This is a genomic window from Sporosarcina sp. P12(2017) (assembly GCF_002743035.1).
GTDB classification, from domain to species: domain Bacteria; phylum Bacillota; class Bacilli; order Bacillales_A; family Planococcaceae; genus Sporosarcina; species Sporosarcina ureae.
The window spans coordinates 151563-177879 of the sequence record NZ_PDYL01000008.1 but is presented as its reverse complement, the minus strand read 5'-3'; the positions used below and the strand labels follow the sequence as shown (position 1 = coordinate 177879).

29 protein-coding genes and 1 pseudogene are annotated in these 26317 nt (G+C 42.3%); 17 read left to right on the top strand and 13 right to left on the bottom strand.

Annotation, left to right across the window (positions count from 1 at the left end):
• Positions 1–316 precede the first annotated feature (316 nt).
• The gene (locus CSV80_RS08655) at positions 317–1561 is read right to left on the bottom strand and encodes an S-layer homology domain-containing protein (protein ID WP_099670496.1); all 1245 of its coding nucleotides are present in this window, start codon (positions 1559–1561) and stop codon (positions 317–319) included.
• A 406-nt stretch (positions 1562–1967) separates the two neighbouring features.
• Between CSV80_RS08655 and CSV80_RS17505 the strand changes: the two genes are divergently transcribed.
• The 6 genes from CSV80_RS17505 to CSV80_RS08630 all read left to right on the top strand — a co-directional run bounded on the left by CSV80_RS17505 (position 1968) and on the right by CSV80_RS08630 (position 6643).
• Positions 1968–2108 (top strand): hypothetical protein, encoded by a 141-nt coding sequence (locus tag CSV80_RS17505; protein ID WP_158231981.1) that lies wholly within the window; start codon positions 1968–1970, stop codon positions 2106–2108.
• Positions 2109–2131: 23 nt separating this feature from the next.
• Entirely contained in the window at positions 2132–2359 is a 228-nt protein-coding gene (gene tatA / locus CSV80_RS08650) for a twin-arginine translocase TatA/TatE family subunit (RefSeq protein WP_029054819.1), read from the top strand.
• Between the two features lie 12 nt (positions 2360–2371).
• Positions 2372–3283, top strand: coding sequence for a twin-arginine translocase subunit TatC (tatC, locus tag CSV80_RS08645; RefSeq protein WP_099670495.1), 912 nt, complete (start codon positions 2372–2374; stop codon positions 3281–3283).
• A gap of 360 nt (positions 3284–3643) precedes the next feature.
• On the top strand, positions 3644–4597 hold the full coding sequence (locus CSV80_RS08640; protein ID WP_099670494.1) for an agmatinase family protein: 954 nt from the start codon (positions 3644–3646) through the stop codon (positions 4595–4597).
• A 107-nt stretch (positions 4598–4704) separates the two neighbouring features.
• Positions 4705–5340 carry a helix-turn-helix transcriptional regulator gene (locus tag CSV80_RS08635; protein WP_099670493.1) on the top strand — a complete coding sequence of 212 codons (636 nt, stop codon included), beginning with the start codon at positions 4705–4707 and terminating at the stop codon, positions 5338–5340.
• Positions 5341–5392: 52 nt separating this feature from the next.
• Positions 5393–6643: an Nramp family divalent metal transporter gene (locus tag CSV80_RS08630; RefSeq protein ID WP_099670492.1), complete on the top strand. Its 1251-nt coding sequence runs from the start codon at positions 5393–5395 to the stop codon at positions 6641–6643.
• Positions 6644–6910: 267 nt separating this feature from the next.
• Here the strand turns inward: CSV80_RS08630 and CSV80_RS08625 are convergent, their stop codons facing one another.
• The 5 genes from CSV80_RS08625 to CSV80_RS08605 form a co-directional block, all read right to left on the bottom strand.
• Positions 6911–8146: an S-layer homology domain-containing protein gene (locus CSV80_RS08625; RefSeq protein WP_099670491.1), complete on the bottom strand. Its 1236-nt coding sequence runs from the start codon at positions 8144–8146 to the stop codon at positions 6911–6913.
• Between the two features lie 332 nt (positions 8147–8478).
• Positions 8479–8922, bottom strand: a complete 444-nt coding sequence (locus tag CSV80_RS08620) for an acetate uptake transporter family protein (protein WP_099670490.1) — start codon at positions 8920–8922, stop codon at positions 8479–8481.
• A 162-nt stretch (positions 8923–9084) separates the two neighbouring features.
• On the bottom strand, positions 9085–10665 hold the full coding sequence (locus CSV80_RS08615; protein WP_099670489.1) for an ABC transporter permease: 1581 nt from the start codon (positions 10663–10665) through the stop codon (positions 9085–9087).
• A complete protein-coding gene (locus tag CSV80_RS08610; protein WP_099670488.1) occupies positions 10665–11564 on the bottom strand; it encodes an ABC transporter ATP-binding protein in 900 nt (299 codons plus the stop codon). The genes CSV80_RS08615 and CSV80_RS08610 overlap by 1 nt, the downstream gene beginning before the upstream one ends.
• 140 nt (positions 11565–11704) lie before the next feature.
• Positions 11705–13183 carry an S-layer homology domain-containing protein gene (locus tag CSV80_RS08605; RefSeq protein ID WP_099670487.1) on the bottom strand — a complete coding sequence of 493 codons (1479 nt, stop codon included), beginning with the start codon at positions 13181–13183 and terminating at the stop codon, positions 11705–11707.
• 184 nt (positions 13184–13367) lie between these two features.
• Here CSV80_RS08605 and CSV80_RS18165 point away from each other — a divergent pair, with 184 nt between their 5' ends.
• The 6 genes and pseudogenes from CSV80_RS18165 to CSV80_RS18160 form a co-directional block, all read left to right on the top strand.
• Positions 13368–13760, top strand: a complete 393-nt coding sequence (locus CSV80_RS18165) for a tyrosine-type recombinase/integrase (protein WP_099670486.1) — start codon at positions 13368–13370, stop codon at positions 13758–13760.
• Between the two features lie 127 nt (positions 13761–13887).
• Positions 13888–14124, top strand: coding sequence for a helix-turn-helix domain-containing protein (locus tag CSV80_RS17805; RefSeq protein ID WP_099670485.1), 237 nt, complete (start codon positions 13888–13890; stop codon positions 14122–14124).
• Positions 14125–14146: 22 nt separating this feature from the next.
• Positions 14147–14518, top strand: a complete 372-nt coding sequence (locus tag CSV80_RS17800) for a hypothetical protein (RefSeq protein WP_099670484.1) — start codon at positions 14147–14149, stop codon at positions 14516–14518.
• 149 nt (positions 14519–14667) lie between these two features.
• Positions 14668–15078: a type VII toxin-antitoxin system MntA family adenylyltransferase antitoxin gene (gene mntA, locus CSV80_RS08585; protein WP_099670483.1), complete on the top strand. Its 411-nt coding sequence runs from the start codon at positions 14668–14670 to the stop codon at positions 15076–15078.
• Positions 15071–15475 carry a type VII toxin-antitoxin system HepT family RNase toxin gene (hepT, locus tag CSV80_RS08580; protein WP_099670482.1) on the top strand — a complete coding sequence of 135 codons (405 nt, stop codon included), beginning with the start codon at positions 15071–15073 and terminating at the stop codon, positions 15473–15475. Before mntA ends, hepT begins: the two co-directional genes overlap by 8 nt.
• 6 nt (positions 15476–15481) lie before the next feature.
• Positions 15482–15658 (top strand): annotated as a pseudogene (locus CSV80_RS18160) (helix-turn-helix domain-containing protein); the annotation flags it as partial.
• A 321-nt stretch (positions 15659–15979) separates the two neighbouring features.
• On the opposite strand, the gene CSV80_RS08565 reads toward CSV80_RS18160, so the two are convergent.
• Together CSV80_RS08565 and CSV80_RS17640 are read right to left on the bottom strand one after the other, a co-directional pair.
• Positions 15980–16543: an amidohydrolase family protein gene (locus CSV80_RS08565; RefSeq protein WP_199083953.1), complete on the bottom strand. Its 564-nt coding sequence runs from the start codon at positions 16541–16543 to the stop codon at positions 15980–15982.
• Positions 16544–16567: 24 nt separating this feature from the next.
• Positions 16568–16807 (bottom strand): hypothetical protein, encoded by a 240-nt coding sequence (locus tag CSV80_RS17640; RefSeq protein WP_199083952.1) that lies wholly within the window; start codon positions 16805–16807, stop codon positions 16568–16570.
• A gap of 357 nt (positions 16808–17164) precedes the next feature.
• Here CSV80_RS17640 and CSV80_RS08560 point away from each other — a divergent pair, with 357 nt between their 5' ends.
• From CSV80_RS08560 to CSV80_RS08540, 5 genes are all read left to right on the top strand, one after another.
• Entirely contained in the window at positions 17165–17620 is a 456-nt protein-coding gene (locus tag CSV80_RS08560; RefSeq protein WP_099670480.1) for a MarR family winged helix-turn-helix transcriptional regulator, read from the top strand.
• A gap of 79 nt (positions 17621–17699) precedes the next feature.
• Positions 17700–18653, top strand: coding sequence for a ring-cleaving dioxygenase (locus tag CSV80_RS08555; RefSeq protein WP_099670479.1), 954 nt, complete (start codon positions 17700–17702; stop codon positions 18651–18653).
• A 23-nt stretch (positions 18654–18676) separates the two neighbouring features.
• A complete protein-coding gene (locus tag CSV80_RS08550; RefSeq protein ID WP_099670478.1) occupies positions 18677–19570 on the top strand; it encodes a VOC family protein in 894 nt (297 codons plus the stop codon).
• Between the two features lie 3 nt (positions 19571–19573).
• The gene (locus tag CSV80_RS08545) at positions 19574–20197 is read left to right on the top strand and encodes a flavin reductase family protein (RefSeq protein WP_099670477.1); all 624 of its coding nucleotides are present in this window, start codon (positions 19574–19576) and stop codon (positions 20195–20197) included.
• A gap of 19 nt (positions 20198–20216) precedes the next feature.
• Positions 20217–20807, top strand: coding sequence for an alpha/beta hydrolase (locus CSV80_RS08540; protein ID WP_099670476.1), 591 nt, complete (start codon positions 20217–20219; stop codon positions 20805–20807).
• 223 nt (positions 20808–21030) lie between these two features.
• Here the strand turns inward: CSV80_RS08540 and CSV80_RS08535 are convergent, their stop codons facing one another.
• The 5 genes from CSV80_RS08535 to fumC all read right to left on the bottom strand — a co-directional run bounded on the left by CSV80_RS08535 (position 21031) and on the right by fumC (position 25858).
• Positions 21031–21468 carry a GNAT family N-acetyltransferase gene (locus CSV80_RS08535; RefSeq protein ID WP_099670507.1) on the bottom strand — a complete coding sequence of 146 codons (438 nt, stop codon included), beginning with the start codon at positions 21466–21468 and terminating at the stop codon, positions 21031–21033.
• A gap of 61 nt (positions 21469–21529) precedes the next feature.
• Entirely contained in the window at positions 21530–22204 is a 675-nt protein-coding gene (locus CSV80_RS08530; protein WP_099670475.1) for a Dph6-related ATP pyrophosphatase, read from the bottom strand.
• Positions 22201–23193 carry a GNAT family N-acetyltransferase gene (locus tag CSV80_RS08525; RefSeq protein WP_233201552.1) on the bottom strand — a complete coding sequence of 331 codons (993 nt, stop codon included), beginning with the start codon at positions 23191–23193 and terminating at the stop codon, positions 22201–22203. The genes CSV80_RS08530 and CSV80_RS08525 overlap by 4 nt, the downstream gene beginning before the upstream one ends.
• A gap of 670 nt (positions 23194–23863) precedes the next feature.
• Positions 23864–24388: a PCYCGC motif-containing (lipo)protein gene (locus CSV80_RS08520; protein ID WP_029053903.1), complete on the bottom strand. Its 525-nt coding sequence runs from the start codon at positions 24386–24388 to the stop codon at positions 23864–23866.
• A gap of 84 nt (positions 24389–24472) precedes the next feature.
• Complete coding sequence (gene fumC, locus CSV80_RS08515; protein WP_099670474.1) at positions 24473–25858, bottom strand: class II fumarate hydratase; 1386 nt, start codon at positions 25856–25858, stop codon at positions 24473–24475.
• Positions 25859–26317: the final 459 nt, after the last annotated feature.

Genomic DNA, 26317 nt, shown 5'->3' with positions numbered 1-26317 from the left:
GAGAGCGTCGTTTATTTAGCGTGCTTACAAAGATCTTACCCTTTTAATCAAGCTAGTAAACCATGTATAGTGCATGGGATGCGGGTTATAAATTTACTGTGAATTCTTAAGTTGACAGCTATGGTGGCTTGAGCCGCTTCCTTCGCTTTGCTCCGTCCAGGGTCTCAAGACGCACGCTGATCCCTCAGGAGTCGGCCTTTCTCCGTTCCGGTACACTCTGATACTCTAAAAAATTTTTACTGATAAGAACAGAAAAAAAGCGTAAAGGACTCATTCCCCCTTACGTTTTTTCTGTTCTGTCCCAACCTCTTGTGATTTATTGAATGGTATACCCATCAGACGAATTGAATCTCACTTTCATACGGCCGTATTCCGTTTCTACATTGAATGTGTACTGATCGAATGTGTACTTCGCATCCGTCACGGGATCCAGCTCGACTTGTTGGGATGTTGTGACGTGTTTAACAACTGGGTTTTTATTGCCATATGACAGATATTCTTCTTTAATGACTTTCGCCGCTTCTTTGATCGTCAGCTGGAAGTTTTTCGTGCCGACTGGTGTGAAGTCGAGAGCATTCATTTTCCATTTGCCGTCTTGCATTTTGAATTGATAAGCTACAAAGCCTCCGACAGAGAAGCCGTTTTGGAATTCAACTGTGTTGACGTTAAGCGTGTTCGCATCCGGCTGATTGAAATCAAACCGCACGTATGGCTCAAAACGGATGAACGGGAAGACAGATGCATAACACTCTGTGCACGCCTTGTCATAATAAGCCGGCAAACCATTTCCCGTAAATGATTTCGTCGCATACATGCGCAAGGAAGGCTCAATGTCTGCATAGGATTGACCGTATATCTGGCCTTCCCTCATGACCTTCTCCAGTTGGAAAGGCAATCGGTTGACGAGATCCCACGCTTTTCCTTTCGTCACTTGACCAGTAGCAGGACGAGCATTTTTCACGAGAATCGCACCGTACAGGAATTGTGCATAGTGTGCGCGAGTTACGGCTTCATTCGGGAAGAATTCACCTTGATACCCTTTCGCAATTCCACTCGCGAACAATGCATTCGCATGTGTATAGCCCCAATGATCCTTATAGACATCATAGAATGCGTCGTGCTTAGTCATATGCAGATCGAATGCGATATCGAGAACTTTTGCCATCTGAATGCGTGTGATCGGTGCTTCCGGATTAAAGTAGCCATCTGACCCGCCACTGAAAATACCAGCTGCGGTCAATTTCATGATGGAGGCATAGTAAGGGTGACTCTTCGGTACATCGTGGTACGTGACGGTACTGCTTCCTTTTGGTAACTTCAGCGCCTGATCTAGTAACTTCGCCACGTGTTTACGTGAAATCATATCTTGCGGTCGGAATGTGCCGTCTGTATAGCCAGCTATGAAGCCTTTATCCTGTAAATAGTGGATTGCTTCATAGTTCGGGTGATTCTTCGACACATCCTTGAATTCTTTTGTTGCTGCTTGCGGGGAACCAAATGATACAAATGAAAACATAACGATCAATACAGTCCAAACGAAAATCCGACTCGTCTTGTTCATAATCTTTCCTCCTCAGTGAGTTATTTTGTCGGCTGTTGGTTACTTGTTATTAATATTCTACCAAGTTTCAAATGATTCGTATATATTTATTTTCTTAATATTGAAAATACTAAGGTGTTATTTTTAGTAATGTCTTATGTAAGGTTTTTTGTCGTAATGAAAGGCTTTGTATTCATCATTTTTTCACAATTATACTTTTTATGGAAATGACATTTGACCTATCGTAGGAAGTTTGGTAGCATGAAAAGATTGTTACCCTTTCGACAAGTTTCGATTATGTTTATTGATAGGTCGAAGGATTTATTATACTCCAATGAATACATCATAGCCGCCCAGTCTCCCGGCATGACAATTAATGATTTCACTGGGGATAATTTCGACTATAGTGGTCTAAACTTCATTTAATGTGCAAAACTTATTTGTTGTGAGTGCGGGCAAATTCACTCATAATAGTGGATACAACCCTACTGCAACAGTCGGTGCACGTGCCTACCGTACTACGGAAGGCATTCAGAAATACTGTAAACGAAGTAGATTACTCGTCTAAACTAAGTAGGAAAGGATGGATGTATGATGAATATAGCAGCAATCGGTGTACCTGGACTCATTATTATCCTTGTAATTATCTTGATTCTTTTCGGACCTCGTAAATTGCCTGAAGTCGGCTCAGCAGTCGGTAAAACTTTGGCAGAGTTCAAAAAAGCTACAAAAGATATTATGGGCGATGATGAAGAGAAAGAAAAGACAACTGTTACGCCTTCTAAGACAATTGAAACTGACAAAAAAGATATTAAGTAAGTAGGTGACAAGATGGATCCGTACAGTGATCAAAACCGGAAAAACTCAAGCCCGTTAGACAAAAAAGCAAAAGATGAAGAAGCTGCGCTACCCGATCACTCTGCGGAGACTTCTTCCACTGACCAACAAGCTGTACCTGAAAAATTGAAACCTGAACCACAACCGGAAGAACCCAGAATGCCACCGCCAGAAGAACCAAAAGATGAAAAGGCTGATGCAGATCCTGCATTAATCGAACATCTCACGGACCTTCGGAAACAGCTTATTAAAAGCGTCGTCGTGTTCTTCATTTTCTTCATTGCTGTCTTCAGTACGATCAATCTGTGGTTCCCCTACGTTACACGGGGCTATACACTGATCGTCCTGAGTCCGCTTGAAGTTATTTCATTCTATACGACGATTTCTGCCGCAATGGCGTTTGGTTTATCTGTTCCGTTCGTCTGTCATTTCCTCTGGCAGTTCGTCAAACCAGGTCTGACGCAGAAAGAAGGACGCTTTTTAAGCCTCTACTCCCCTGCGATTCTGCTCCTGTTCGTCGGAGGTCTCGCGTTCGGTTATTACGTAGTCAATCCACTGAGCTATAACTTCTTAGTGAAGCTCGGTAAGATGAATTTCGATGTAATGATTACAGCAAAGGAATATGCACGTTTCTTATTAATGACAACGATGCCGATTGGTTTGCTGTTTGAGCTTCCGATCGTCGCACTATTCCTGTCTGCTATCGGTATTCTGACATCCGAAACGATGAAAAAAGTGAGAAAGTGGTCATACGTGACGCTCGGTGTAGTGTCCGCATTGATCACGCCTCCTGATTTCTTAAGTCAGTTGATCATCCTCATTCCAATGATTGCTTTATATGAAGCGAGTATTTTCATTGTCATGAAAACAGAAAAACGACTGGTACCGGATGCAGATGCATCGTAAACAATATGAAAAAGCGTTCCACTTTACAAAGTGGGACGTTTTTTTGTGTTGAAATATACTTAATGGCGCGGTTGCCTAAAAATTCGTGCATCCGCTCTATCCACCTCGGTATCCGCTCTATGACGACGGCTAACCGCTCTATCTACCTCGCTATCCACTCTATCCCGACCGCTAATCGCTCTATTCACCTCGGTATCCGCTCTATATACCTTGTTACCCGCTCATACCACTTCAAACTTTTTTCAAAATCACACATACCAAACCCATCTTGTTTAATTTATTTAAAACTGTTTGACAATTAGTAAATGTTGATTTACTATTAGTAAAAGTTCTTTAAAAAAATTAAAGGTGGTAATTAATATGACAGAGATGATCTACGGCAATACTCCTTGTATGTTAGGGGCTAAAAATATATCAGCAACAAAAGATTTTTCAGATGTAGACGTAATAATATACGGAATTCCTTGGGAAGGTGCGGTTACGTGGGGCGATTATACAGGCTGCGAACTTGGTCCAAAAGTAATGCGCTTATGTTCTTCACGCTACTCGGGTTACCTTCCTGAAATCAACGACATGGATATTTTCGAGCACATCACACTAGGTGATATGGGAGATGTCGACATCGTGCCTTCTGATGTAGACGAAACAATGAAGCGAATCACCAATTTCACTTCGGAATTATGGAAGTCAGGCAAGTTCGTCATCGGCCTTGGCGGCGATCATGGCATTACGTATCCTGTCGTGAAAGCGATTGCAGAGCAAGATAAAAAGGTGGGAATCATTCATATGGATGCTCACTATGACAACCTCCCATCTCACAATGGTGACCAATTCGCCCGCTGCAGCCCATTTGCTCGTTTGTATGAACAAGAAGGTGTGCGCAACGAAAGCATTATTCATACAGGTATCCACGGACCTCGTAATAAACCCGAGAGCGGTCGCAATGCGAAAGCCGCTGGCGCAGTAACAATTACGATCAATGAAATCCGTGGTCATAAAGATTTGAAAGAGATGGCTAAGGAAATCTATGCACAAGCTTCAAAAGACGTAGATTGCGTCTACTTGACGATTTGTAGTGATGTTTTGGATTTCGCATTCAATCCAGGCGGTCCAGTAGATGGAAACGGCTTAACTTCTTATGAATTACTAACATTAGTACATGAGATTTGTAAACTCGGCGTAATCGGTATGGACTTCGTGGAAATTTATCCACAACAAGATCCTAATCAGTTTTCTGCTCATTTTGCTTCTACTTTGATCCTATATGCACTAGCAGGAAATATCCTTTACAATCAGCAAAAAGAAGAAAAGTAAGCTACTACTTCCCAGATTACTAGACACTTCGATCGAAAACAGTCGATTTTTCCTTCTTGGTATAGGAAAATAAGGAAGAGTATTTAATCTGAGGAGTGTTAAAGGTTATGAAACACAATAAATTGATTTTCGATTCTTATATACGAATGGCTGACGCTATCTACAGTGTGTTCAATGTGAATTGCGAAGTGGTCATTCATGATGTGACGAAAGTAGAGTCCTCTTTAATTTATTTAAAAGGTGATGTTACGGGCCGATCTGTTGGTGCCCCTACTACGGAAGTTATTTTGAAGGAATTGAAGAAGAAACATGAGAATATTCAAGATCTGAATGGCATCATCACGAATACGATGCGTGGAAAGATTATTAAGACTTCCATTGTATTCATTAGAGACATGGACGGCAAAGTGATTGGTTTCCTTGGTATCAATTTGGATATCACGGAAATCAATCGTCTGCACCAAGTACTCGAAGAAATGATCCGACCTGATTCAAACTATGATGGGCAGCATTTCAATGAAACGTATGCGACCCATATCGATGAAGTGTTCGATAACATCACGAAAAGCACGATAGTGGAGCTTGGGATCGATGTCGAAAACTTGAAACGTAAAGACCGTATTACCTTTGTGCGTCAGCTGGAAAGTAAAGGGATCTTTCTAATTCAAGGATCGGCTGATCGTATTGCGGATTTATTAGGTGTTTCCAAACAAACAATTTATAACTCACTCGAGGAAAAGTGACCTTTCTTTTCCTCTCTTAATTAGGTGAGGAAAGCTAGGGGAGGAAAAGAAAATGGTTGCTAACGTACCCGCTACACAGCAAGTTAAGAAAAATGGGTTACTTTCAAAGTTAAAATCGATGGGACCAGGAGCCATTATTACTGCTTCTTTCATAGGTCCGGGTACTGTCACTACCGCCACTCGTGCAGGTGCTGGATTTGGTTACGCCATTATATGGGCAGTAGTCTTCTCTATTATCGCAACAATCGTTCTTCAGGAAATGTCCGCACGACTTGGTGTGGTTTCGAAAAAGAGCTTGGGCGAAGCGATACACGACCAATTCAAACAACCCTTACTGAAATTCGCTTCCATATGGCTCGTCATTATATCTATTGGCGTCGGCTGTGCTGCCTATATTTCGGGTGATTTGATGGGAACGTCCCTTGGTATCTCTACATTGACGAATATTCCAGCACATATTGTAAGCCCTTTCATCGGTGTAGCGATTCTATTCTTAGGATTGTCGGGCAGTTATAAGTTAATCGAAAAATTAATGATTTTCCTCGTCATCGTTATGAGTGTGACGTTCATTACGACAATGATTGTCGTAAAACCTGATATTGGTGCGGTATTTGCGGGAGCGTTTATCCCAAGCATACCGACCGGTTCGATCATTATGATTATCGCATTGGTCGGAACAACGGTCGTCCCGTATAATTTCTTCATCCACTCCTCCATGGTTCAGGAACGCTGGACGCAAGTGAGTGACTTGAAGGAAGCAAGGTGGGATACAATCATCTCGATTTGTATCGGTGGGTTAATAACTGCTGCAGTTTTAATCACCGCTGCATCTACTATGATGGGCATGGAAGTAACGAGTGTAGCCGACCTTTCTATCCAATTAGAGCCATTATTCGGTTCATGGGCGAAAGTGTTTATCGCAATCGGTATCTTTGCCGCAGGTTTCTCATCCGCTATCGCAAGTCCCCTTGGCGCAGCAGTCGCAATTAGCAGTGTGTTAAAATGGGAAGGCGGAATGAAGAATAAAAAGTTCAAAATGGTATTCTCCGGTGTTATTATCATTGGTATTATCACATCGGCAATTGGTTTCAGTCCACTTGATGTATTGCTAGCAGCACAGGCGCTGAATGGAATTCTGCTTCCAATTGTAGCGATTTACCTATTTATGATTATGAATAATAAACAATTACTCGGAGATCAGCGCAACTCAACTTTACTCAATGTCATTGGAGCTATCGTCATCTTGATCGCGATTTTCCTAGGTGGCTATAGTTTAGTGGATGCGGTTCGAGTATACTTGTAAGAATGGTTGCAAAAAAGCGTCCCACTTTAAAAAGTGAGACGCTTTTTTCGTGTATGTAAGAGATTCTATTTCATTATCCGCTCATTAAATACCGCGAAGCGCTCTATGAGACTACGTATTCGCTCTATGTAGTCGTGTTACCGCTCAATCACGCCCCACTACCGCTCTATGCATTCGTGTATCCGCTCTATCCCCATCTTCAACCGCTCATAAAAGCGCTCTGCCAAAACGGCAGAACGCTAGTGTGGATCATATTATCATTGTTTACTAGTAAGCATAACCATCGTCTGAATTTACACGAACCGTCTCACGGCCATTTTCAGAGTCTACACTAAATTTGTATTGCGTAAATGAATACTTCTCTTTCGTAACAGGATCTTCCCCTGTTTCTTTAGTTTGTGACACGTAAGAGATTCGAACTTTTGTAGAGTTAGGATAATTCAATTTCACTACACGCTCTGCCTCTTGTCTTGTCAGCTCAAAATTCTTTTTCCCGACTGCTGCACCAGAAAAATTATCCATCTTCCAACTACCCGATTCTTTCTTAAACACATAATCAACAAAGCCGCCACCTATTAAAAGATTACTAAATGAAACGGTATGGACGTGAAGTGTGTTGGCATCTGGTTGTGTATAGTCGAACCGCATGGAAGGTTCGATTGTTAAACCAGGGAATAAAAACGAATCACAATGTGTGCAAACGCTCGGGTAATCTTCTTTCAGCAAGCCATCCACAAACGCTTGTGTAGCGTAGGGCAACTGCTTTGAGCGAAGTTGACTGTATGATTGATTATCTATTTTTCCTTGAATACGAATCCCTTCAATCACAATAGGTAAACGCATAGTCAAATCGACCGCTTTTTCTTTGCTGACCACACTGCCAGAAGGAGTTTTACCCACTTTCATCGCACGATACAAAAACTCTGCATAATGCGCACGTGTAACGGACTGATTCGGGAGGAACTTTCCGTGATCTCCTTTCGTTACACCATTAGAATACAACGCACTAGCGTGTACGTATCCCCAATGCAAGAAACTGAGATCTTCAAACTGTGCTGGTTCCTTCATATGGAACTCAAACGCCAAATCCAGCATCTTCGCCATCTGGATTCTTGTGATGGATGCATTCGGATTAAATTTCTTATCCAGTCCTCCACTGATGATCCCCTTGTTGTATAACTTCATGATCGGCTTATAATACATATGGTTCTTCGGCACATCAGCAAAGACCAATTTATCGGTAGGCGGCTGCGGAAACTTCAACACTTGATCGAGTAAAGACGCTACGTGCTGACGACTGACCGGTTCACCTGGACGGAATGTTCCGTCAGGATAACCATTGATATAACCCGCTTTCTGCATTTCTTGAATCGCGGTGTAGTTCGGATGCTTTTTCGATACATCCTTGAACTCTTTTGCTGAAGCTTCATTGAAATTTGCAAAAACAAGCGATAGAACCAACGCGAATGCTGTCCATAGTAGAACTCGTAACGTATTCTTCATACTCTCCCACTCCTCCGTTAGTTAGTAGATTTAAAAATCTTTCTACTATCATATTACCAATAAATTGCCTGAAAACATAGACACTTTCATTTAATTAAGGAAAAGCATCAAATCAGTTAATCCAATCCAACTGAAACAATTGGTGCATTTGCTTACCGTGCGGCGGAAGGTATGATTAACTATCTAAAAGGCGAAGGCGGTTTACTAGTTAAACAAAATAATAGTAAAGAAACTGTTTAATATATGAAATACACAAAAAAAGCATCTGCGTAAACGTAGATGCTTTTTGTATAGATCATGTACTGATTTACTCGTGTCTGGTTGGTTTTAAATTAACTAAACGTGTTTTTCACTTTAAAGTTTTCACCTGTTTTCACAGGACGTACAGATGTTGCCTTCGCTTCATCCGACTTCTTGAAGATGCCAAATGGCTTTCCGACCGGTATGAATTCCCTGCCGAAATGTTCGTTCAGAACCGCTGCCCCTGCTCCGTAGAACGATAGCAATGAAATAATCATTTCTGAGTAGGCCGCCAATTGCTGAGGGAATGCACCGAATGCGGTAGCACCGAATGTGTTATTGCGTTTCGTATCAATCACGCAAGCAAATAATTGAGCGAAACCACCGAGAAGTATTGCCCAAGGGATAACAAATGAAACATCTGTCGTGATGCCAAGTTTTTGTGACGACGCGACGAGTGTTACCATTGCTAAACCAAACAGTCCTATTGCAGAAGGGTCTGCGTTAACTATTTTTGTTTCTTGATTTATACTCATGACAACCTCCTGAAAATCCAACCAAACTTCACTCACAGTAGCATTAATTGTTATTTCAGGTAATCATTTACATATATTCCTTTCGATAAAACTAGTACTTTTATCGATTTGTGCTGAATTAGGCGAAATTGGAAGTAAATTTCATGATTAGAAGATAAATCCCTATCCTTCTATATCTCGATTAGTAAATCGATTGATACCGAAGAGAAGCAAAACAATAGCCACTGCCACCAATCCTCCCGCATGCAGCCAGTTCATGTCCTCAATTGGCAACTTGGAAACAAAGCCGAATGGCGAAAGCTTTTCCATCCATTCAGGAAACTGGAACAAGCCGCCTAAATACAGCGTAAGGAATCCGTAAAATAAATAGAGCCAAATGAAACCCGTCGCTTTTTGTGCGATCCCAATCAAACACGTGCTAATCGCCATCATCACGACCACCGCTGGAAAATGAACGATACTAGCTTGCCATACGGTGAAGAACGTGAAGGGATCTTCCATCGATGTGGTGCCGGCTAACCATAAACCGAGTGCCGAGAAGCTCAGCATCAGAAATCCAGTGCACAACGCCAACACCAAATAGGAAACTAGTAGCTTATTTCTTGATACAGCGCGCCCTAGTATATTATCTACACGCGATTTCCGCTCCTCGCCGACTACTTTATGAATGGAAAGTAATGCGGGAATCGTACTGATAAATGCAAGTACCGCCATTAGCATCGGTAAAAACTGCGCAGTCAATGGACTATTTTCATCCGCTACAATCATGGAAGCGAGCATGTCATTATCTTGAAAAAACGAATCCAAATCTCCGAGAACGGAACCGTAAGACAACCCGAGTACTAGCATGCCAATCGACCATGAAATGAACGCGGTTCTTTGTAGTCGCCACGCGAGTCCAATCGGATGACGCAACAGAATGGAAGCATGTGCACGACCGCTTCTGGACGGAAGAAAGCCTGAACCAATATCGCGTTTGCCCTGCAGAATGATAGCTAACGCAAACCATACAAGACTTGTGATGACTAATCCCCCTACCGGCAACCAGTTATTGTCGCTGTACGGCTGAACTTGCGTAAGCCAGCCAAACGGTGGAATCCACTCGGTAACTGACCGTAATACATAACAGCCGATCATCACGGTAAACGACAGACCGACTGCCCCCCGCGAACTTTCCGAGAGTTGCGAGCAAACTGCTGTCACTCCTGCAAAAAATAAGCCGACCGCACCAAGCGACGCACCGTAAATAACTGATCCAGACACCCCCATGCTGTCGAATGAAAGACTATACAGACCCACGCCGATTAGCAACGCCAGTAACAAGTTGACACCGAACAGCGTAAGTATCGAAGCCGTCAGTTGTGAATGCCGGGCAATCGGCAACGAACGCAGTAATTCCGCCTGCCCTTCCTCTTCCTCTGCCCGCGTATGGCGCACCATCAATAAAATATTCATAATGGCGACTGCGATGGCGGTCATCAACAGCATCTGATGGGAAACCATGGCGCCCAGCGTGTAATTCGCCAGATTTCCAGGACCTACCATTGCCTCCATCGCGGGATTTTTCATCGTTTCCGCCAGTAGATTACGATCTTGCTCGGTCGGATATAATTCATTAAAAGCAGGCGGTACGATAAGCGTCATGGCCGTGATTCCCACTAGCCACCACATATAACGCATGCGATCTTGCCGGATCATGAATCGGGATAGACGAAGAACACCTGCAAATGGGGCCCCCTTCATCACACGTCCCTACCTTCCACGGCTTCTTCATAATGCCGCATGAATAGATCCTCAAGCGTAGGCGGAGCACTTTCGATCTTTCGTATACCGTGCGCGCTTAGCTTGTGCATAATCGCTTCCATTTCCTCTGCATCCGCATAAAATGTCCAGCCATCTTCTGTCGGTACTACATCATGCACACCTTGCCACGAAGCGAGCGACTCAATCGGAGTTCTCGTCTCCACTGTCAGCTGCATCCGTGTCAAATGCCGTAGTTCATTCAACGTACCGCACTCGATCAGACGCCCTTGCCGGATGATGCCCACGCGATCGCATAGCTTCTCGACTTCGGATAAAATATGGCTCGACAGCAACACCGTCTTCCCCTCCGCTTTCACTTCTGCCACACATTGCTGAAACACTTTTTCCATTAAAGGATCGAGTCCAGACGTCGGTTCATCTAGCAGAAATAATTCCGCATCGGAAGCAAACGCCGCCACTAAAGCAACTTTTTGTCGATTCCCTTTCGAATACGTTCGGCACTTCTTTGTCGGATCCAACTGAAAACGCGCAAGTAACTCTTCACGCTTTTGTTCATGGACATTCCCTTGCAAACTCGCGAATAAATCAATCACTTCGCCGCCCGTCAGCTGCGGCCACAAATTCACGTCTCCCGGCACATACGCAATTCGTCGATGAATGTCCACCGCGTCTCGCCATACATCCTTGCCAAAAATCGTCGCCGTTCCGTTCGTAGCACGAAGCATGCCGAGCAAAACCCGAATCGCCGTCGACTTCCCTGCCCCATTCGGCCCGATGAAGCCAAACACTTCACCGTTCTTCACTGTTAAATCCAGTCCATCTAACGCCTGATGCTTACCAAAAGTTTTCGTCACTTGCTTCATCTCAATTACATTCATCTGCATGCCCTCCCGTAGTTTGAGTCAGAGCTTGTTGTTGACTGTAGTGTAGCATATGACGATCATGCTGGAGACATTTTATTTATTTACACCAAAAAGCAGACACGCGACGCATGCCTGCTATCCTACTACCTATCCATTTAATCAAACACCATATCATCTTCTTCACTAACAGCCGCATACACATGCAGATAAGGCCCTAATTTACTCACTCGGACCGTAATACCGTAGTAAATCCTATGACTACCTGGTGCTACCTTACTATCCGGGAAGTCCACAAAGAATTCTCCTGTTTTCTTTGGCGTAATACGGAACACATTCGTCCCCGGATCTCGCGTCACGGTCGCAATTTCCTCACTTCCCTTAGGCAGCACATGCTTGCCAAGAAGAGCGCCATCCCAAATCTGTAACACTTCGTTCGGCTTGATCGGTGTTATGTGCGTGTAATAATAAAATTGATCTTTATGCTCAGTAGACGTAACGTAATAACGCATTTCCTTGCCGTCCACATACTTAACCGTCGCAATGAATTTCCCTGGCTGATCAAAATAGATCACATGACAATATTGAAGCGTATCATTTTCGCATCGCTCAAATTTCACATGTTCCTCAACCAGTTCCCCATCCTCTGTAGATAAAGAAATTGACTCTGCATCTATGAACGCTTCGTTGTTTTCTCTTCTTTCATAATGCATCCACAGTTCTGCTGGTGTCGAATAGATATCAGTTGTCTCTTCCAATGAAATATCCCATGCACCCTTCACTTTTTTGACATGTACATAGTATTTTCTATAATTTTTATCGGATGTATCGGATGAAGGTGCTCCTGAAAATGTCAGTGTAGCCGTTCCTTCTTTCTTCGGCACAATATGAATCATCGTCTTCAAATTGACTTGACTCGGTATTTCACTGTCTGCCACGACATCGAATACATCCGAGTTCGTTTTGCTGACATCGTTGAATCTCTTCCATTTAAAATCTTTCGCATGCATCGTTAGAATCCCCGGCTTCACATCTTCCGCTGCTTTCAGTAGTTTTGCTGCTTGACCTCTTGTAATCGAAGCATTCGGACTGAATGTCGTTGGAGACGTACCTGTTGTCAGCCCGAGTTGATACAAACTATATATTCCATCTCTGTGGCCGTTTTTATGCACAACGTCTTTAAAACCATAATCCGGATCACGATATAGCGGCAATTCGAACGCTTTGATAATGATCGAAGCCATTTGCGCACGTGTAATAGAATCGTTCGGTCCGAATCGCCCGTCACCATAGCCGTTGATGACACCTTTTTGTGCTAATGCCGCAATCGCTTTATAGTAACCATTTGCAGTCGAAACGTCTTTGAATTTCGGATCTTTTATGTTCGTAGTCTCAAGTTTCGTTAATTTCACGATAATGGCAGCCGCCTGCCCTCTCGTAATCGATTCGCTCGGACGGAATGTTCCGTCTGGATAGCCTCCAATTATATTACGTGACGCCAAGTCATTCACTGCTTCCGCGAAATGCTTCGTAGCGGGAACGTCCGGAAATCCTGAATTGCCTGCAGCTGCGCTTGATAAAGGAAAACCGTATACTAGCAAAATCGCACCTAGTACCGCTATGATTTTATTCTTCATTCGACTTCATCCTCTCTATAATCTAGTAGTATGCCGTACAGACGTAGAATTACAGAAATAGTTTCAAAGTTTTTTGAATTAATTTCCTTCTGGAGAAATGCACTACTTACGTGAAAATCAACGACTTTTTGAATAATCAAACAGTACACTGTATAGTAAGACTCATATAAAGGAGGGTCCTAGTATGAATACGAAACGTTTTGAGATTATCGAGAAACAGGGAAAACTGCAACAGTTCCAAGTGATACGAGACAATCAGGACCCCTGCCTATTCGTCACCGAGCGGAATCCGAAGAAACGTATGAGCATCGATACACTGCGTTATACCCTCAAGCGTGTATCGAAATGCTCAGGCATTAATAAATCCATACACCCTCATCAATTGCGACATAGTTATGCTACTCATCTGATTCACAACGGTGCCCCGCTTTCCGGAGGGCTTGGCCGTATTTCTGTGTACTTTGCAGAAATTAAGGCACCTGTCCAGGGTCTCAAGGCGCACGCTGATCCTCTCGGAGTCGGCACCTACACTCCAAGCAACGGAATATATATTGCACATGTACTCATACAACAATAGGGTCATTTTATTGAATAAATGCGTTAAATCAAGCAGTTGCAACCAATAGTTGCTCTTTGGTTGGTGGTGTGCAACCTGTAAAACCAATAGTATTACAATAATCATATTGGAAAAGGAGTGTTGCATTATGTCGTTAGGTTCTAATATTAGCAATAAAAGAAAAAACTTAAAATTATCGCAAGAATATGTAGCCGAACAGTTAGGAGTAAGTAGGCAGGCAGTATCAAAATGGGAAACAAATCAATCAGAACCGTCAATGGATAATCTGATAAAATTGGGTCACTTGTTTGATAGTGATATTAAAGAATTAACTTCACTAGAGAAATATATAGAGGAACAAAAAAAACGTAGAAACTCGAATTGAACGAAGTCAAAAAGATATAAAAATGCAATTGGCAGCTGTTTTTGGTCGAGTTCTTATGTTAATTGGCTTTTTGGGTTACATGAATGTAGATATGGCTGAGCTTGGTTCAATGCCTGATTGGTATCCAAAAGTATGGTGGAGTTTCCCGTTTCTAATCGGAGTAGTCATAACATTCATAGGGTCATGGGATTATTTTAATGAAAAGTTTGGGTCAAAAAAAGTTATTTGGCTGGATTTGTTGTTTGTCTTCTCTTACTTTTTATATGGTATGTTGCCTTCCGAAAGAGGTATAAATACCTTAATCGTAATGATATACGGGACTGGGATTGTAGGATTTATAAATATTAAATTTTTTATTCCAGTTTGGAGGACACCAAGGTTATCAGGTAAGTAAAATTTTGGATTAACCCTCTTAGGTATATACTGCAATCGGGTCCGTTAATGGCAAAGCGTTATATAAGAAACGAGTGGGGATGAGGGAGGAGTAGCCATTTTTGGTTACTCCTTTTATAATAGATAAAACAGACGAAAGTGGTGGGTGTCATGCTATCTGAAGAAATAAAAAAAGAACTCGTAGACATTCTTAATGATCGAGTAAATTCGTCATTTATTTTATTATTTGGATCTTATGCAAAAGGCACTGCTAGAGAAGACAGTGATATTGATTTGGGTTATTATGCAGTTGAATTACTTTCATCATATGAACGTTTTATACTAGCGGGTGAACTAGCACAAGTTGCTAAAAGGGAAGTCGATTTAGTCAATATTCGTGAGGTAGATACAGTATTTGCTATGCAAATTTTTTCAACCGGTAAGTTACTTTCTTGTCGTGATGAAAATGAATTTTTAAAACAGCGAATGAAGGCTTTTAGTATGTACATTAATCTTAACCAGCAACGAGCAGATGTATTACAAAGCATTCAGGAAAGAGGGAGTGTGTTCGGCGATGAATGATGTGATTTTAAATAAAGTGACAACCATCGAACGTTGTGTGAATCGTGTTCATGAAGTATATGATCAGAATGTAGATAATCTAAAGGATTTCACTAAGCAAGATAGCATTATTTTAAATATTCAGCGTGCATGTGAAGCTAGTATCGATTTGGCTATGCACATCATTAGTGAAAAGAAGTTAGGTATACCAAAAGCAAGTCGTGATGCATTTAAGATGTTGCAAGAAGCTACTATTATTGATGAATCATTAGCCGGCACACTGATGAATATGGTAGGTTTTCGAAATATTGCGGTACATGATTATCAATCAATAGACTTAGAGATTTTGGAAGCCATTTTAGAAAAGCATATTAACGACTTTAAAGACTATACGAAAATCGTCTTACGCATTCTTTAGGAAGGTAAGTCAGTTTCAAAATGGGAAACTAGTGAAAATTATCCCAGCATCGAAGTGATAATTGAATTAAGTGATCTGTTTGATATCACTATCGATGAATTATAAAGGAGTCATGAGGATTTGATGGAAAAGATAATTCAAAATAGTAAACAGTTGAAGTTCCTGGATTTGAAAGGTTATTTTATGCTTGTTGCTGGTGTTTTGTCAGGGATTTTACTTGTGAGCTTTCTCAAAAATGGAGAAGTGAATTGGACAATTACGGGTGCTACTTTAGTTTTTTCGGTGTTAGGATTTTTCACTATATTACTTATTAGAGTTGAAATGAAAAGGGCAAGTGCTAAATAATCGGATGCGTTTATGGAAGAGGCTTCTCTGTAGTTGGCTAGTTGATCTTCGCTACAGCCGGTGAGTGCAGATCAACGGGTTCAAACCACTCCCCCTTCATCGGTTGATTCAGTTTACACATACATTTTCAGTATAAGAATTTCAAATCACTTATATAAATTATAAAAAATCCTCCCCTGGACAAGAAATAAAGTTGATTTGTGATTCTTTAAATAAACCTAACATTTTATTGGCATAGCTATTATCGACTGAACCGAAGCTACATGTATGACTGGCCGTTGTATATATACCATAGTCTTTTTCCATAACGAGCGCGTTTAACACTTCTAAGAATCGACTATTTGGATCATCGTTTTCATCACAGTGAATATCAATCATCACATTGTGCTTGATGGCCATGTCGACAATACGTCGCAATGATTCCACACCATGTTCATAGGAAATTTCAAAGTGAGGAATTCCCCCTACTACGTCCGCACCCATTTCAAGTGCTTCTTCCATTAAACGCTCTGCCCCTTCATATCTAAAGAACCCTTCTTGAGGAAAGGCTACGAGTTGTAATGTAACGAGATCTTTCAATTCTTCACGCAATGTTACTAACGCTTTCATGCCCGTTAAATTTGGATCTGTAATGTCGACATGCGTACGAATGAATTGAACCCCTTTACTCACTTCTTTTTGAATTCTTTTTATCGCACGTTCACGCACCATTTCTTCAGTCAATGATTTCTTATTATCACTCCACCGCTAGATGCCTTCAAATAACGTCCCGGATACATTTGCATTTCCTTCGCCTAACCCCGAAAAGATATAATCCAAGTGTAGATGAGGGTCCACATAAGGCGGTAATACTAAACGACCTTGTAAATCAATCACTTCATCTGTGTTGCCTAGATCATTACCTATTGCTTTAAACTGACCATTCTCTACTAAAAACTCATGGGATTCTGCGTCCCCATATATATTTGCATTTATAAACTTTTTCATAAAGTACATTACTCCTTTATCCGTTGTTATAGTCATGAGTATAGCAGTTGTGATTGAAGTAAAATAATTCTTACTCTCAACACTATTTGATCTGCCTATCCTTGTTTATCATGATGCGAGTTATTTTGTCCTTAATTTCCAGAATGATTCAGCACTTTGAAACTACTATGTATCGAAGTCTACTACTAGGCGGTAGTGTATGGTTGGCTAATTATGTAGTACAGTTAGCCTCCTCTTCACGCAACGTAATAACATGCTGTATACGTCATAACGTCCCTGACGCAAACAACGAATGGGTTGACATCGTATGGTGTATAGTATATGATTACCTTGAATTCGAGATAAAAGGAGAACGTCATGGACAATCAAAATAGAGAAATTTATGAAGAAGATTTGTCACTAAAGGCATTTATAGTTTTAACTCGAGCTTTGCAATCCATTAAAGTACGCGCGGAAGAAGATATCAAACGCTCAGGATTAAATCCAACAGAGTTTGCTGTTTTAGAGTTAATTTATAGTAAAGGTGATCAACCGATACAAAAAATCGGCGAGCAAATATTGATTGCGAGTAGTAGCATCACATACGTTGTAGATAAACTAGAAAAGAAAAACTTAATAAAAAGAAAACCTTGTCCAAAAGATCGACGTGTAACATATGCGTCTATTACAACAGATGGGACGGAACTGATGAATGAGATCTTTCCCCCACACAAGAAAGCAATAAAAGAAATTTTTAGTGGACTAGATATACAAGAAAAAGAACAACTAATTGCACAGTTAAAAAAATTAGGTTTACATGCACAAAATATGTAATGTTTACTCTAGTTTTTTATCGAATATCTCGAATTAGTAACATATCAATTAATTATAAATTACAAAGGGGTTTTATTACATGACAAACGAATTACTAGGAATTCACCACGTTACCGCAATGACAGATAACGCTATGAGAAACTATGATTTTTTCACAAACGTACTTGGCATGCGATTGGTGAAGAAAACGGTAAACCAGGATGATATCCATACGTATCACACATTTTTCGCGGATGATATCGGGTCACCAGGGACTGACATGACATTCTTCGACTTCCCGAACAACCCAAAAGGAACGCCGGGAACGAACTCGATTTCCAGAACAGGACTGCGCGTACCTACCGATGCAGCACTTGAATATTATCTAGATCGCTTCAAGGAGTTTGATGTAGAAAACGACGGCATTCAAGAGCTTTTCGGCAAAAAAGTACTACCTTTCCAAGAAGCTGACGGACAGAAATATCAACTGTTCTCTGATGAAAATAATGAAGGCGTTGCACCAGGTACACCTTGGAAAAACGGACCAGTACCTGAAGAATACGCGATTTATGGTTTAGGGCCGATTGAAATTACAGTTAGCTATTTCGAAGATTTTAAGAAAATGCTAACTGATGTGTATGGTATGAAACCAATTATTGAAGAAGAGAACGTGACACTCTTTGATGTAGGTGAAGGTGGCAACGGCGGACAAGTTATTTTACGAAATGATGATACAACACAAAGCCATCAAGGCTACGGCCAGGTGCATCACGTGTCGTTTAGAGTGAAGGACCATGAAGCGATTAAAAACTGGGAAGCCAAATACAATGATATGGGAATGCAACATTCCGGTCACGTAGACCGCTTTTACTTTGAAGCACTTTATACACGTGTCGGTCATATTCTTATCGAGCTATCTACAGACGGCCCCGGTTTCATGACGGATGAGCCATACGAAACTTTAGGTGAAGACTTATCACTTCCCCCATTCCTTGAGCCGAAACGTGAATATATTGAATCACAAATTCGTCCGTTTGATACAACACGGTCATAACAGTTTTAAAAGGAGTTTTATAAATGGAAGCAATTAAAAAAATCCACCATATAACCGCTATTGTGGGAGATCCCAATGAAAACCTGAAATTTTATAGAGATGTTTTGGGACTCCGTCTAATTAAACAAACGGTAAACTTTGATGATCCAGGTGTTTATCACTTGTATTTCGGAGATCATAATGAAACTCCTGGTACGGTCATTACATTCTTCCCTTGGACCAATAATAATTACGGCAGAAAAGGCAGTGGTCAGGTCGGACGAATTGCTTTCAGAGTATCTAAAGGGAGCATGGGGTATTGGCAAGAGCATTTAACTGCTCGAAATGTTCCCATTGAAATGACTCAGCTTTTCGGTAAAGAGACGCTGGAGTTCGATGATGTTCATGGACTCGAGCTGGCGATTGTTGAAGGCGAAATAGCTGCAGATCATTATGACATAGTTGATTTCCACGGAGCGGTGTTATGGTCCGGAAATCAACAAGGCACAAATGATCTACTGACAGATCTTATGAGTTTAAATGAACTAGATATAGATGATCAGAATCACCACTTTGAAACAGTAGGCAAGGAAAAGCACCATATTATTACGGCTACTCCTCCACAGCCTGCTGGTAGATTCGGTATTGGAACGGTCCACCACATCGCGTGGTCCGTACCGCATAAGGATTCATTGAAAGAATGGCAGGATGCACTTACAGATGCTAAATTTGGTGTCACTGTAGTAAAAGACAGAAATTACTTCAACTCGATCTATACTAGAGAAAAAGGACATGTCGTATTCGAGTTCGCGACAGAAGGTCCGGGATTCGATATAGATGAAGATATGAAATCACTTGGTTCCATGCTGAAATTACCGGAGCAATATGAACACAAAAGACAGGAATACGAAACTTTGCTGCCGAAATTGGAGGTATAGTATATGAATAAAATACTTCATTTCTCTCCGCAAGATCTGACGGCAAAAGAAAAGAAGAAATTTCTGATTGGTTCCGTTATCCCAAGACCGATCGCATTGGTCTCCACGAAGTCTAATTCAGGTGTTATTAATATTGCGCCATTTAGCTACTTCAACATCGTCACGTATGACCCTCCTATGCTGTCCATCGCAGTGCAGCGGGTAGATGGAAAACCGAAAGATACGGCGAGAAATATTTACGAGAATAAAGAAGCCGTAGTGCAAGTCGTTGACACGGATAACGTAGAAGCAGCAAATGCAACTTCCGCACCGCTAGGACCGGACGAAAGCGAGCTGGATATATCGAGTTTTACAACAGTAGACTCAAAAGCTATCCAAGTTCCTGGAGTAAATGAAACCAAAATAAGATTTGAAACAGAATTATACGATTCATTGGTCATTTACAATGAGGATAATATCGCAACTACAGACGTTTTACTGCTGAAAGTACAACACTATCATATTGATGAAACGATTTATCATAACGGCTATATTGACCCGTTGAAATTGCACGCTGTAAGCAGACTTGCTGGTAATGATTATGCTGAAATAGGCAAGCTCTTTACGGTTGAACGGCCCGTTAAATAATCAGAGGAGTTGTCATGTATTGAAATATATTTACAACGAAAAGAAAAAAGGTGCACCGGTATTCGTATTACTCCACGGCACAGGTGGTACAGAAACAGACTTAGTCTCCCTTGCCGAACTACTTAATCCCGAATATAACGTGTTAGGCATTAGAGGTAATGTGCAGGAAAATGGAATGAATAGATTCTTCAAACGTCACGGTGAAGGTCAGTACGACTGGGAAGATCTTGAGTTTCGCGGCAATGAACTGTATGAGTTTATTGAAAAAAAAGCAAAAGAGTATGATTTCAAAATGGAAGATACGGTGCTGGTCGGATTCTCAAACGGCTCGAACATTGCCATTCAAATGATGCTCAAGCAACCAGAAACGTTCAAAAAAGCAGCATTATTCGCACCACTGTATCCTGCAAGTTTAGAAGAAAAACAAGATTTCAGCGATGTAGAAGTATTCCTATCACTAGGAGAAGGTGATCCGATTGTGCCAGAATCAGAAAGCAAGCGAGTCATTAATCTCTTCAAAGAAAGAGGCGCGAATGTTACAACAGCTTGGGTGAACGGACACAGCCTGACACAGGAAGTCGCACAGCAAGCGAAAAACTGGTTGAATTAAGCACGATCTATGTAATCCAAAGCAATATGGAACGTTGACACAACACACAGTATAGTAGGCGATGAAGGAAAAATTATTATTGAAATCCAATTACGTAAGTAAGCTATGTAGGATTCAGACTTTCTTACAAAGTGGATAAACAAAGAATAAACCGTGCCCCTAAAGTGAGATTTAAACTTCTAACTTTAGGGGCATTTCTTTACTGAACTAGTCTAATTTCACACTACATAGCCAACTCTTTCTCCATTACAATATGCGGTATGCCATCTTCCATAAAGATATCAGATGTAGTTTCGTATCCAAGTTTACGATAAAACTCTTCCGCATGTGTCTGTCCATGCAATTTCAACGAAGCGATTTCCTTCTCCTTCGCGACATCTTCTAAACCTTCAACAATTACCTTTCCAACACCTAAACCTCGATGAGAGGCTAGCACACAAATACGTTCTAACTTTCCGACCCCATCTACTACTCTCAATCTACCTGATGCGATCACTTGTCCTTCATGTTCCACTAAAATATGTTCACATAATTCATTCAATACATCAAATTCATCAAACTCGTCCTCTTCCGGCACCTGTTGTTCTTGGACGAATACCGCTTTTCGTATGTCAAAAGACTTTTGAAGATCTGCTTCTGTAATTATTTTCTTAATGTTCATCATACATCCACTCCTCTTTCTACTTTTATTCAGTAAACAAGAAACTTCCACAGATGATCTCTCAATCTGTGGAAGTTTCTTGTTCAATCTCGCACTTCAAAAATACATAGCCATCTTTTTCAATAGTTTCACTCATTTTCACAGGAATACGTTCCTTGAAAATCGGTCCATCGACGACGACAGTATGGAATTCCCCTGACTCCCCACAGCTATCGATGCCGAGTGCTTCGAGTTCATTCATCAATTCAATCGTGAAACGTCTGCCGAGAAATTTCGCTGGCATCATCTTTGTATTGACCACGATCACATAGGCTTCAAAATCTTCTGCAATGAATTCTTCGAGTAGCTTACGTCTTGGTTCTTCCCAAAGTGGATGATACGTTTCCATACCGACCTTGGCACACATCGACTGTACCCACAGCAAATGATCTTCTAAATCGATGTCGCCAAACACTGCTTTATGAATACCATGTGCTTTAGCAACGCGCATAGCATCTATGAATTGCACTTCATAGCCAGCCCAGTCTGCTTTTCGGATCATCAGCGGAACGTCCATCTGCTTCGCCTGCGCTTGAACAATCTCCAGTGGTAATGCATGTGACTTGGAATGCGGCTCATCTTTATCAAACATCGTCCATAGCATCGCCGGCGTATTTCCTTCTCGGATTGCGCGATACGCTGCAAGCGCAGAATCCTTGCCGCCACTCCACGATGTGACGAACTTCACGCCCGTCATTGTCCGTCCGCCCATGAGATTCGTGCATCCACTGTACGCGCCATGCGAATTATGTACGAACGGAATCCGAGCTTCGGCCAGAAATACGATGCCAAATGATTCGCTGTCAACCAATCCGTCATAACATATTTATAGCCCGCATTTTTCATTTGCGTGAAACTGTGGTTCGCAATCGACTTGCCGATACCTTGTCCACGCAACTCAATATTCGTCGTCGCCTGTACAAGCACTGCCGACTCATCCGGCGTCGTCATCGCATGCCGTGCATCTGCCGGTGTAAATAAATGAAAAGCTACAGGTACTTCATCTTGCTCAGCGACCCAGCTACGCGTACCTTCTTTTCCTTCATACGCCGCAAATACATCGCGCTCTGCATCCAACGCTTCTTGTGTAATCGGTTTCCACGCTGGAGCTTTCGCTTGATGCAAACTGTTCCAAGGCGCCATCTTGTGCAGTGTTTTTTGCTCGTCCCCTACTAGTTCCTTCATCTTCACGAGACTATTCTCTCCCGGCTGTGCACGATAGTGTTCAAGTGACAACGCCGCAAAGCGCTGTTCGAAATGAAACGACTGCTCCAGCATTTCAAGAATTAATTCATCATTACCAACCGGAATATCCATGACATGTTCGAAGTAGCCATTGCGAACCCATTCCGCACCAGCTTCCGTGTACATCAACCGCGCCAATCTTGGATGCTCATCTTCATGAATGACAAATGACGGATACCCAACATACACCGTACGTCCGCGAGTAACATCTTGACGGTATTCGTATAATAAATAGCCAATGACATCTTCGTCACGCAACGTCACGAGTCCCCCTGTATACGGTTTTTCCAATTCTTCACGCAAGCGATCCTCTGCTTGTTCAATGTCCTCGAAGCGTTCCTGCAAAAACGGAAAACGCTGTCGTTCATCTGCATGTCTCGCCGCTAATAACGAGGCCATCTTCGGTATATACTGCTCTTCAAATTGTACAAAATGAATCATCAGAATCCCCTCCTGCCTAATTTAACTAAATTATACCACATCCATTTAGCTTGCCAATGAAATGAATGGATGTGGTGTGTTTTTAGGGGGATGGATTGCTGGTGTTGAGCGGTTGTGCTTGAAGTATGAGCGGATGTGTGTTGGCATTGAGCGGATACGCAACTACATAGAGCGCTTAACCTTGAAATATGAGCGGAAACACGTCGGCTTTGAGCGGAGCTGATGGGCATCCACTTAGAGAGTTTAACCATTGAAGTATGAGCGGATACACGGCAGTATTGAGCACGTACGCACACACTTAGAGCGCTCAACCCAAAACTATGAGCGGATACGCGGCAGCATTGAGCACGTACGCACTCACATAGAGCGCTCAACCCAAAACTATGAGCGCAAACACAGCCGCATTGAGCGGAGCTGATGGGCATCCACTTAGAGCGTTTAACCATTGAAGTATGAGCGGATAAGCGTCAGTATTGAGCGCGTTCGCACATACTTAGAGCGCTCAACCGCAAACTATGAGCGAAAACGCGGCAGCATTGAGCGGATACACACCCACATAGAGCGCTCAACCACAAACTATGAGCGAAAACGCATCCACATTGAGCACAAACACAAAAAAACTGCAGACCCACTCCCATTAAAAGAGTGAATCTGCAGCCTAAGTAATCAATCAAACCGGCATTGGAGTATCCGTAGGTTTCGCATAGTCTCCGTTACCGTATTCCGTATCAATTGCATCACGGATTTCTTTCATGGACATGCCGTCTTGCTTCATTTGTACGGATTTCACTGCGATTTCCAGGCAAGCTAGGCAACGTGTGCCGTGATCGTCCCAGACAACGGAGCCGTCTTCGCGTACTTCATCTAAGAAACAATTCATATTGCTCTTGTGTCCGGCACTTTCTCCGCAACCGCAATAGCAAGGCATGTATTCCAAAATGTCCGTTGCGTTGCCCGCCACTTGATAGATCATGCGCATATCTTCCGGCTTATCATCTAGGAATGAAGGCAAGATGTCCGCTGAAGCGGTTACTTCCTGCAAGTCGCCATTCGGCAAATGCTCTGCGTGATCATGTCCTGCTTCTGCCCTTACATCTTGTGGATCTACTTCAGCAGGTTTTTCTGTAGCGCCGTTTCCGCATGCCGCAAGCGCTACTGTCAACGCAGCCAGTCCTGCAAGTAACTTCTTTTTCATGTATATTCCTGACTCCTTCGTATAGAGGTTATGCCTTTAGTATACAAGGTTTGCGGGAAAAACAAGCGTACAAATTCATGACAATTATGAGTTGCCCGTCATCTTGCTTGGATCTACATATTCGTCAAATTGCGCTTCTGTCAATAAACCAGTAGAAAGTGCCGCTTCTTTCAGCGTTGTACCTTCTGTATGAGCCTTCTTCGCAATTTTCGCCGCATTTTCATAGCCGATATGTGGATTCAAAGCCGTTACTAGCATCAATGAATTCTTCACTTTATTGTCGATTTCTTCAAGGTTCGGTTCAATTCCTACCGCACAGTTGTCGTTGAAGCTAATCATACCGTCAGCAAGTAATTTCGCTGATTGTAGGAAGTTGTAGATAATAACAGGTTTGAAGACGTTCAATTCAAAGTTCCCTTGGCTCGCAGAAAAACCGATTGTTGCGTCGTTACCCATTACTTGTGCTACAACCATCGTTAATGCTTCACTTTGTGTCGGGTTCACTTTACCTGGCATGATTGAACTACCTGGTTCGTTTTCTGGAATCGTAATTTCGCCGATACCTGAACGTGGACCACTTGCCAACCAACGTACGTCATTCGCTACTTTCATCAAGTCCGCAGCCAATGCTTTCAGTGCGCCGTGTGTATAGACGACTTCATCATAACTCGTCAATGCGTGGAATTTATTTTGTGCAGATGTAAACTCAATGCCGACAGATTTTGAAATCTCTTCCGCCACTTTATCGCCGAATCCAGCTGGTGCGTTAAGTCCTGTACCAACTGCTGTACCGCCGATTGCAAGTTCTTTCATTGTCTGGACACTAGTTTCCAGCATGCTGTGTGTTTTCTCTAGCATTTTGTGCCAACCGCTGATTTCTTGGCCTAACGTCAATGGCGTCGCGTCCTGCAAGTGCGTACGTCCAATTTTGATGATATCCGCGAAGTCTTCGGATTTTTTTTGAAGTGTTGCTGCTAGTTTGTCAATTGCCGGCAATACTTCGCGCTCTACCGCAATAACACCCGCCACGTGAAGCGCTGTCGGGAATGTATCGTTGGAGCTTTGTGATTTATTGACATCATCATTCGGATGTAGACGTTCTTCCTCGCCCCACTCCTCAAGCAACTGGTTACCACGGTTAGCGAGTACTTCGTTCATGTTCATGTTCGACTGCGTACCGCTTCCTGTTTGCCAAACGACTAACGGGAAGTGCTCGTCCCACTTGCCTTCGATAACCTCTTCTGCTGCTGCTTTAATGGCTTTCATTTTAACTTCGGATAGATTGCCGAATGAATGACTTGCGATCGCTGCTGATTTTTTCAAATGGGCAAAGGCTTGGATTACACCAAGCGGAATGCGTTCCCCGCCGATTTTAAAGTTGTGCTTACTGCGCTGCGTCTGCGCTCCCCATAACTTATCTGCTGGTACTTGTATTTCTCCGAACGTGTCATGCTCAATACGATATTCCATCTTTACATCCACCTCTCAAAGTAATAATCAGACTCTCTATCTCTATCATGCCCTATTTCCGAGCAGATTTGAATTAAAAAGGGTTGGGAGTGGGAGTTATCTAGTGCGTACGATCGGATGGAAGCTCCGGCTGGCGGACGCTTTCCCATGGGCCCGCGGGAAGAGCCGTAACGAAGAACGGCTTTTGCGAGTAAAAGCGAAGCGTTAGGAGCACATCTTTGCACTTCGCCGCCAGCCTCCGCTCCCATCCTACTTTTATAGTACGGGTACTTAGATCACTTACTGTATGTAGAGTGTGAAGTATTGTCTAAACTTATTTAGATTCAAGTACAGAAGTTCAAAAGAGTATTACAACACTAACTTCAATCCACAACAAATAGTATCACCCACTCGCATTGCAAGGGATTGGTGCGTAGGAGGGGCGACTCCTGGAGGATCAGCGGGATAGGTGAAACACCC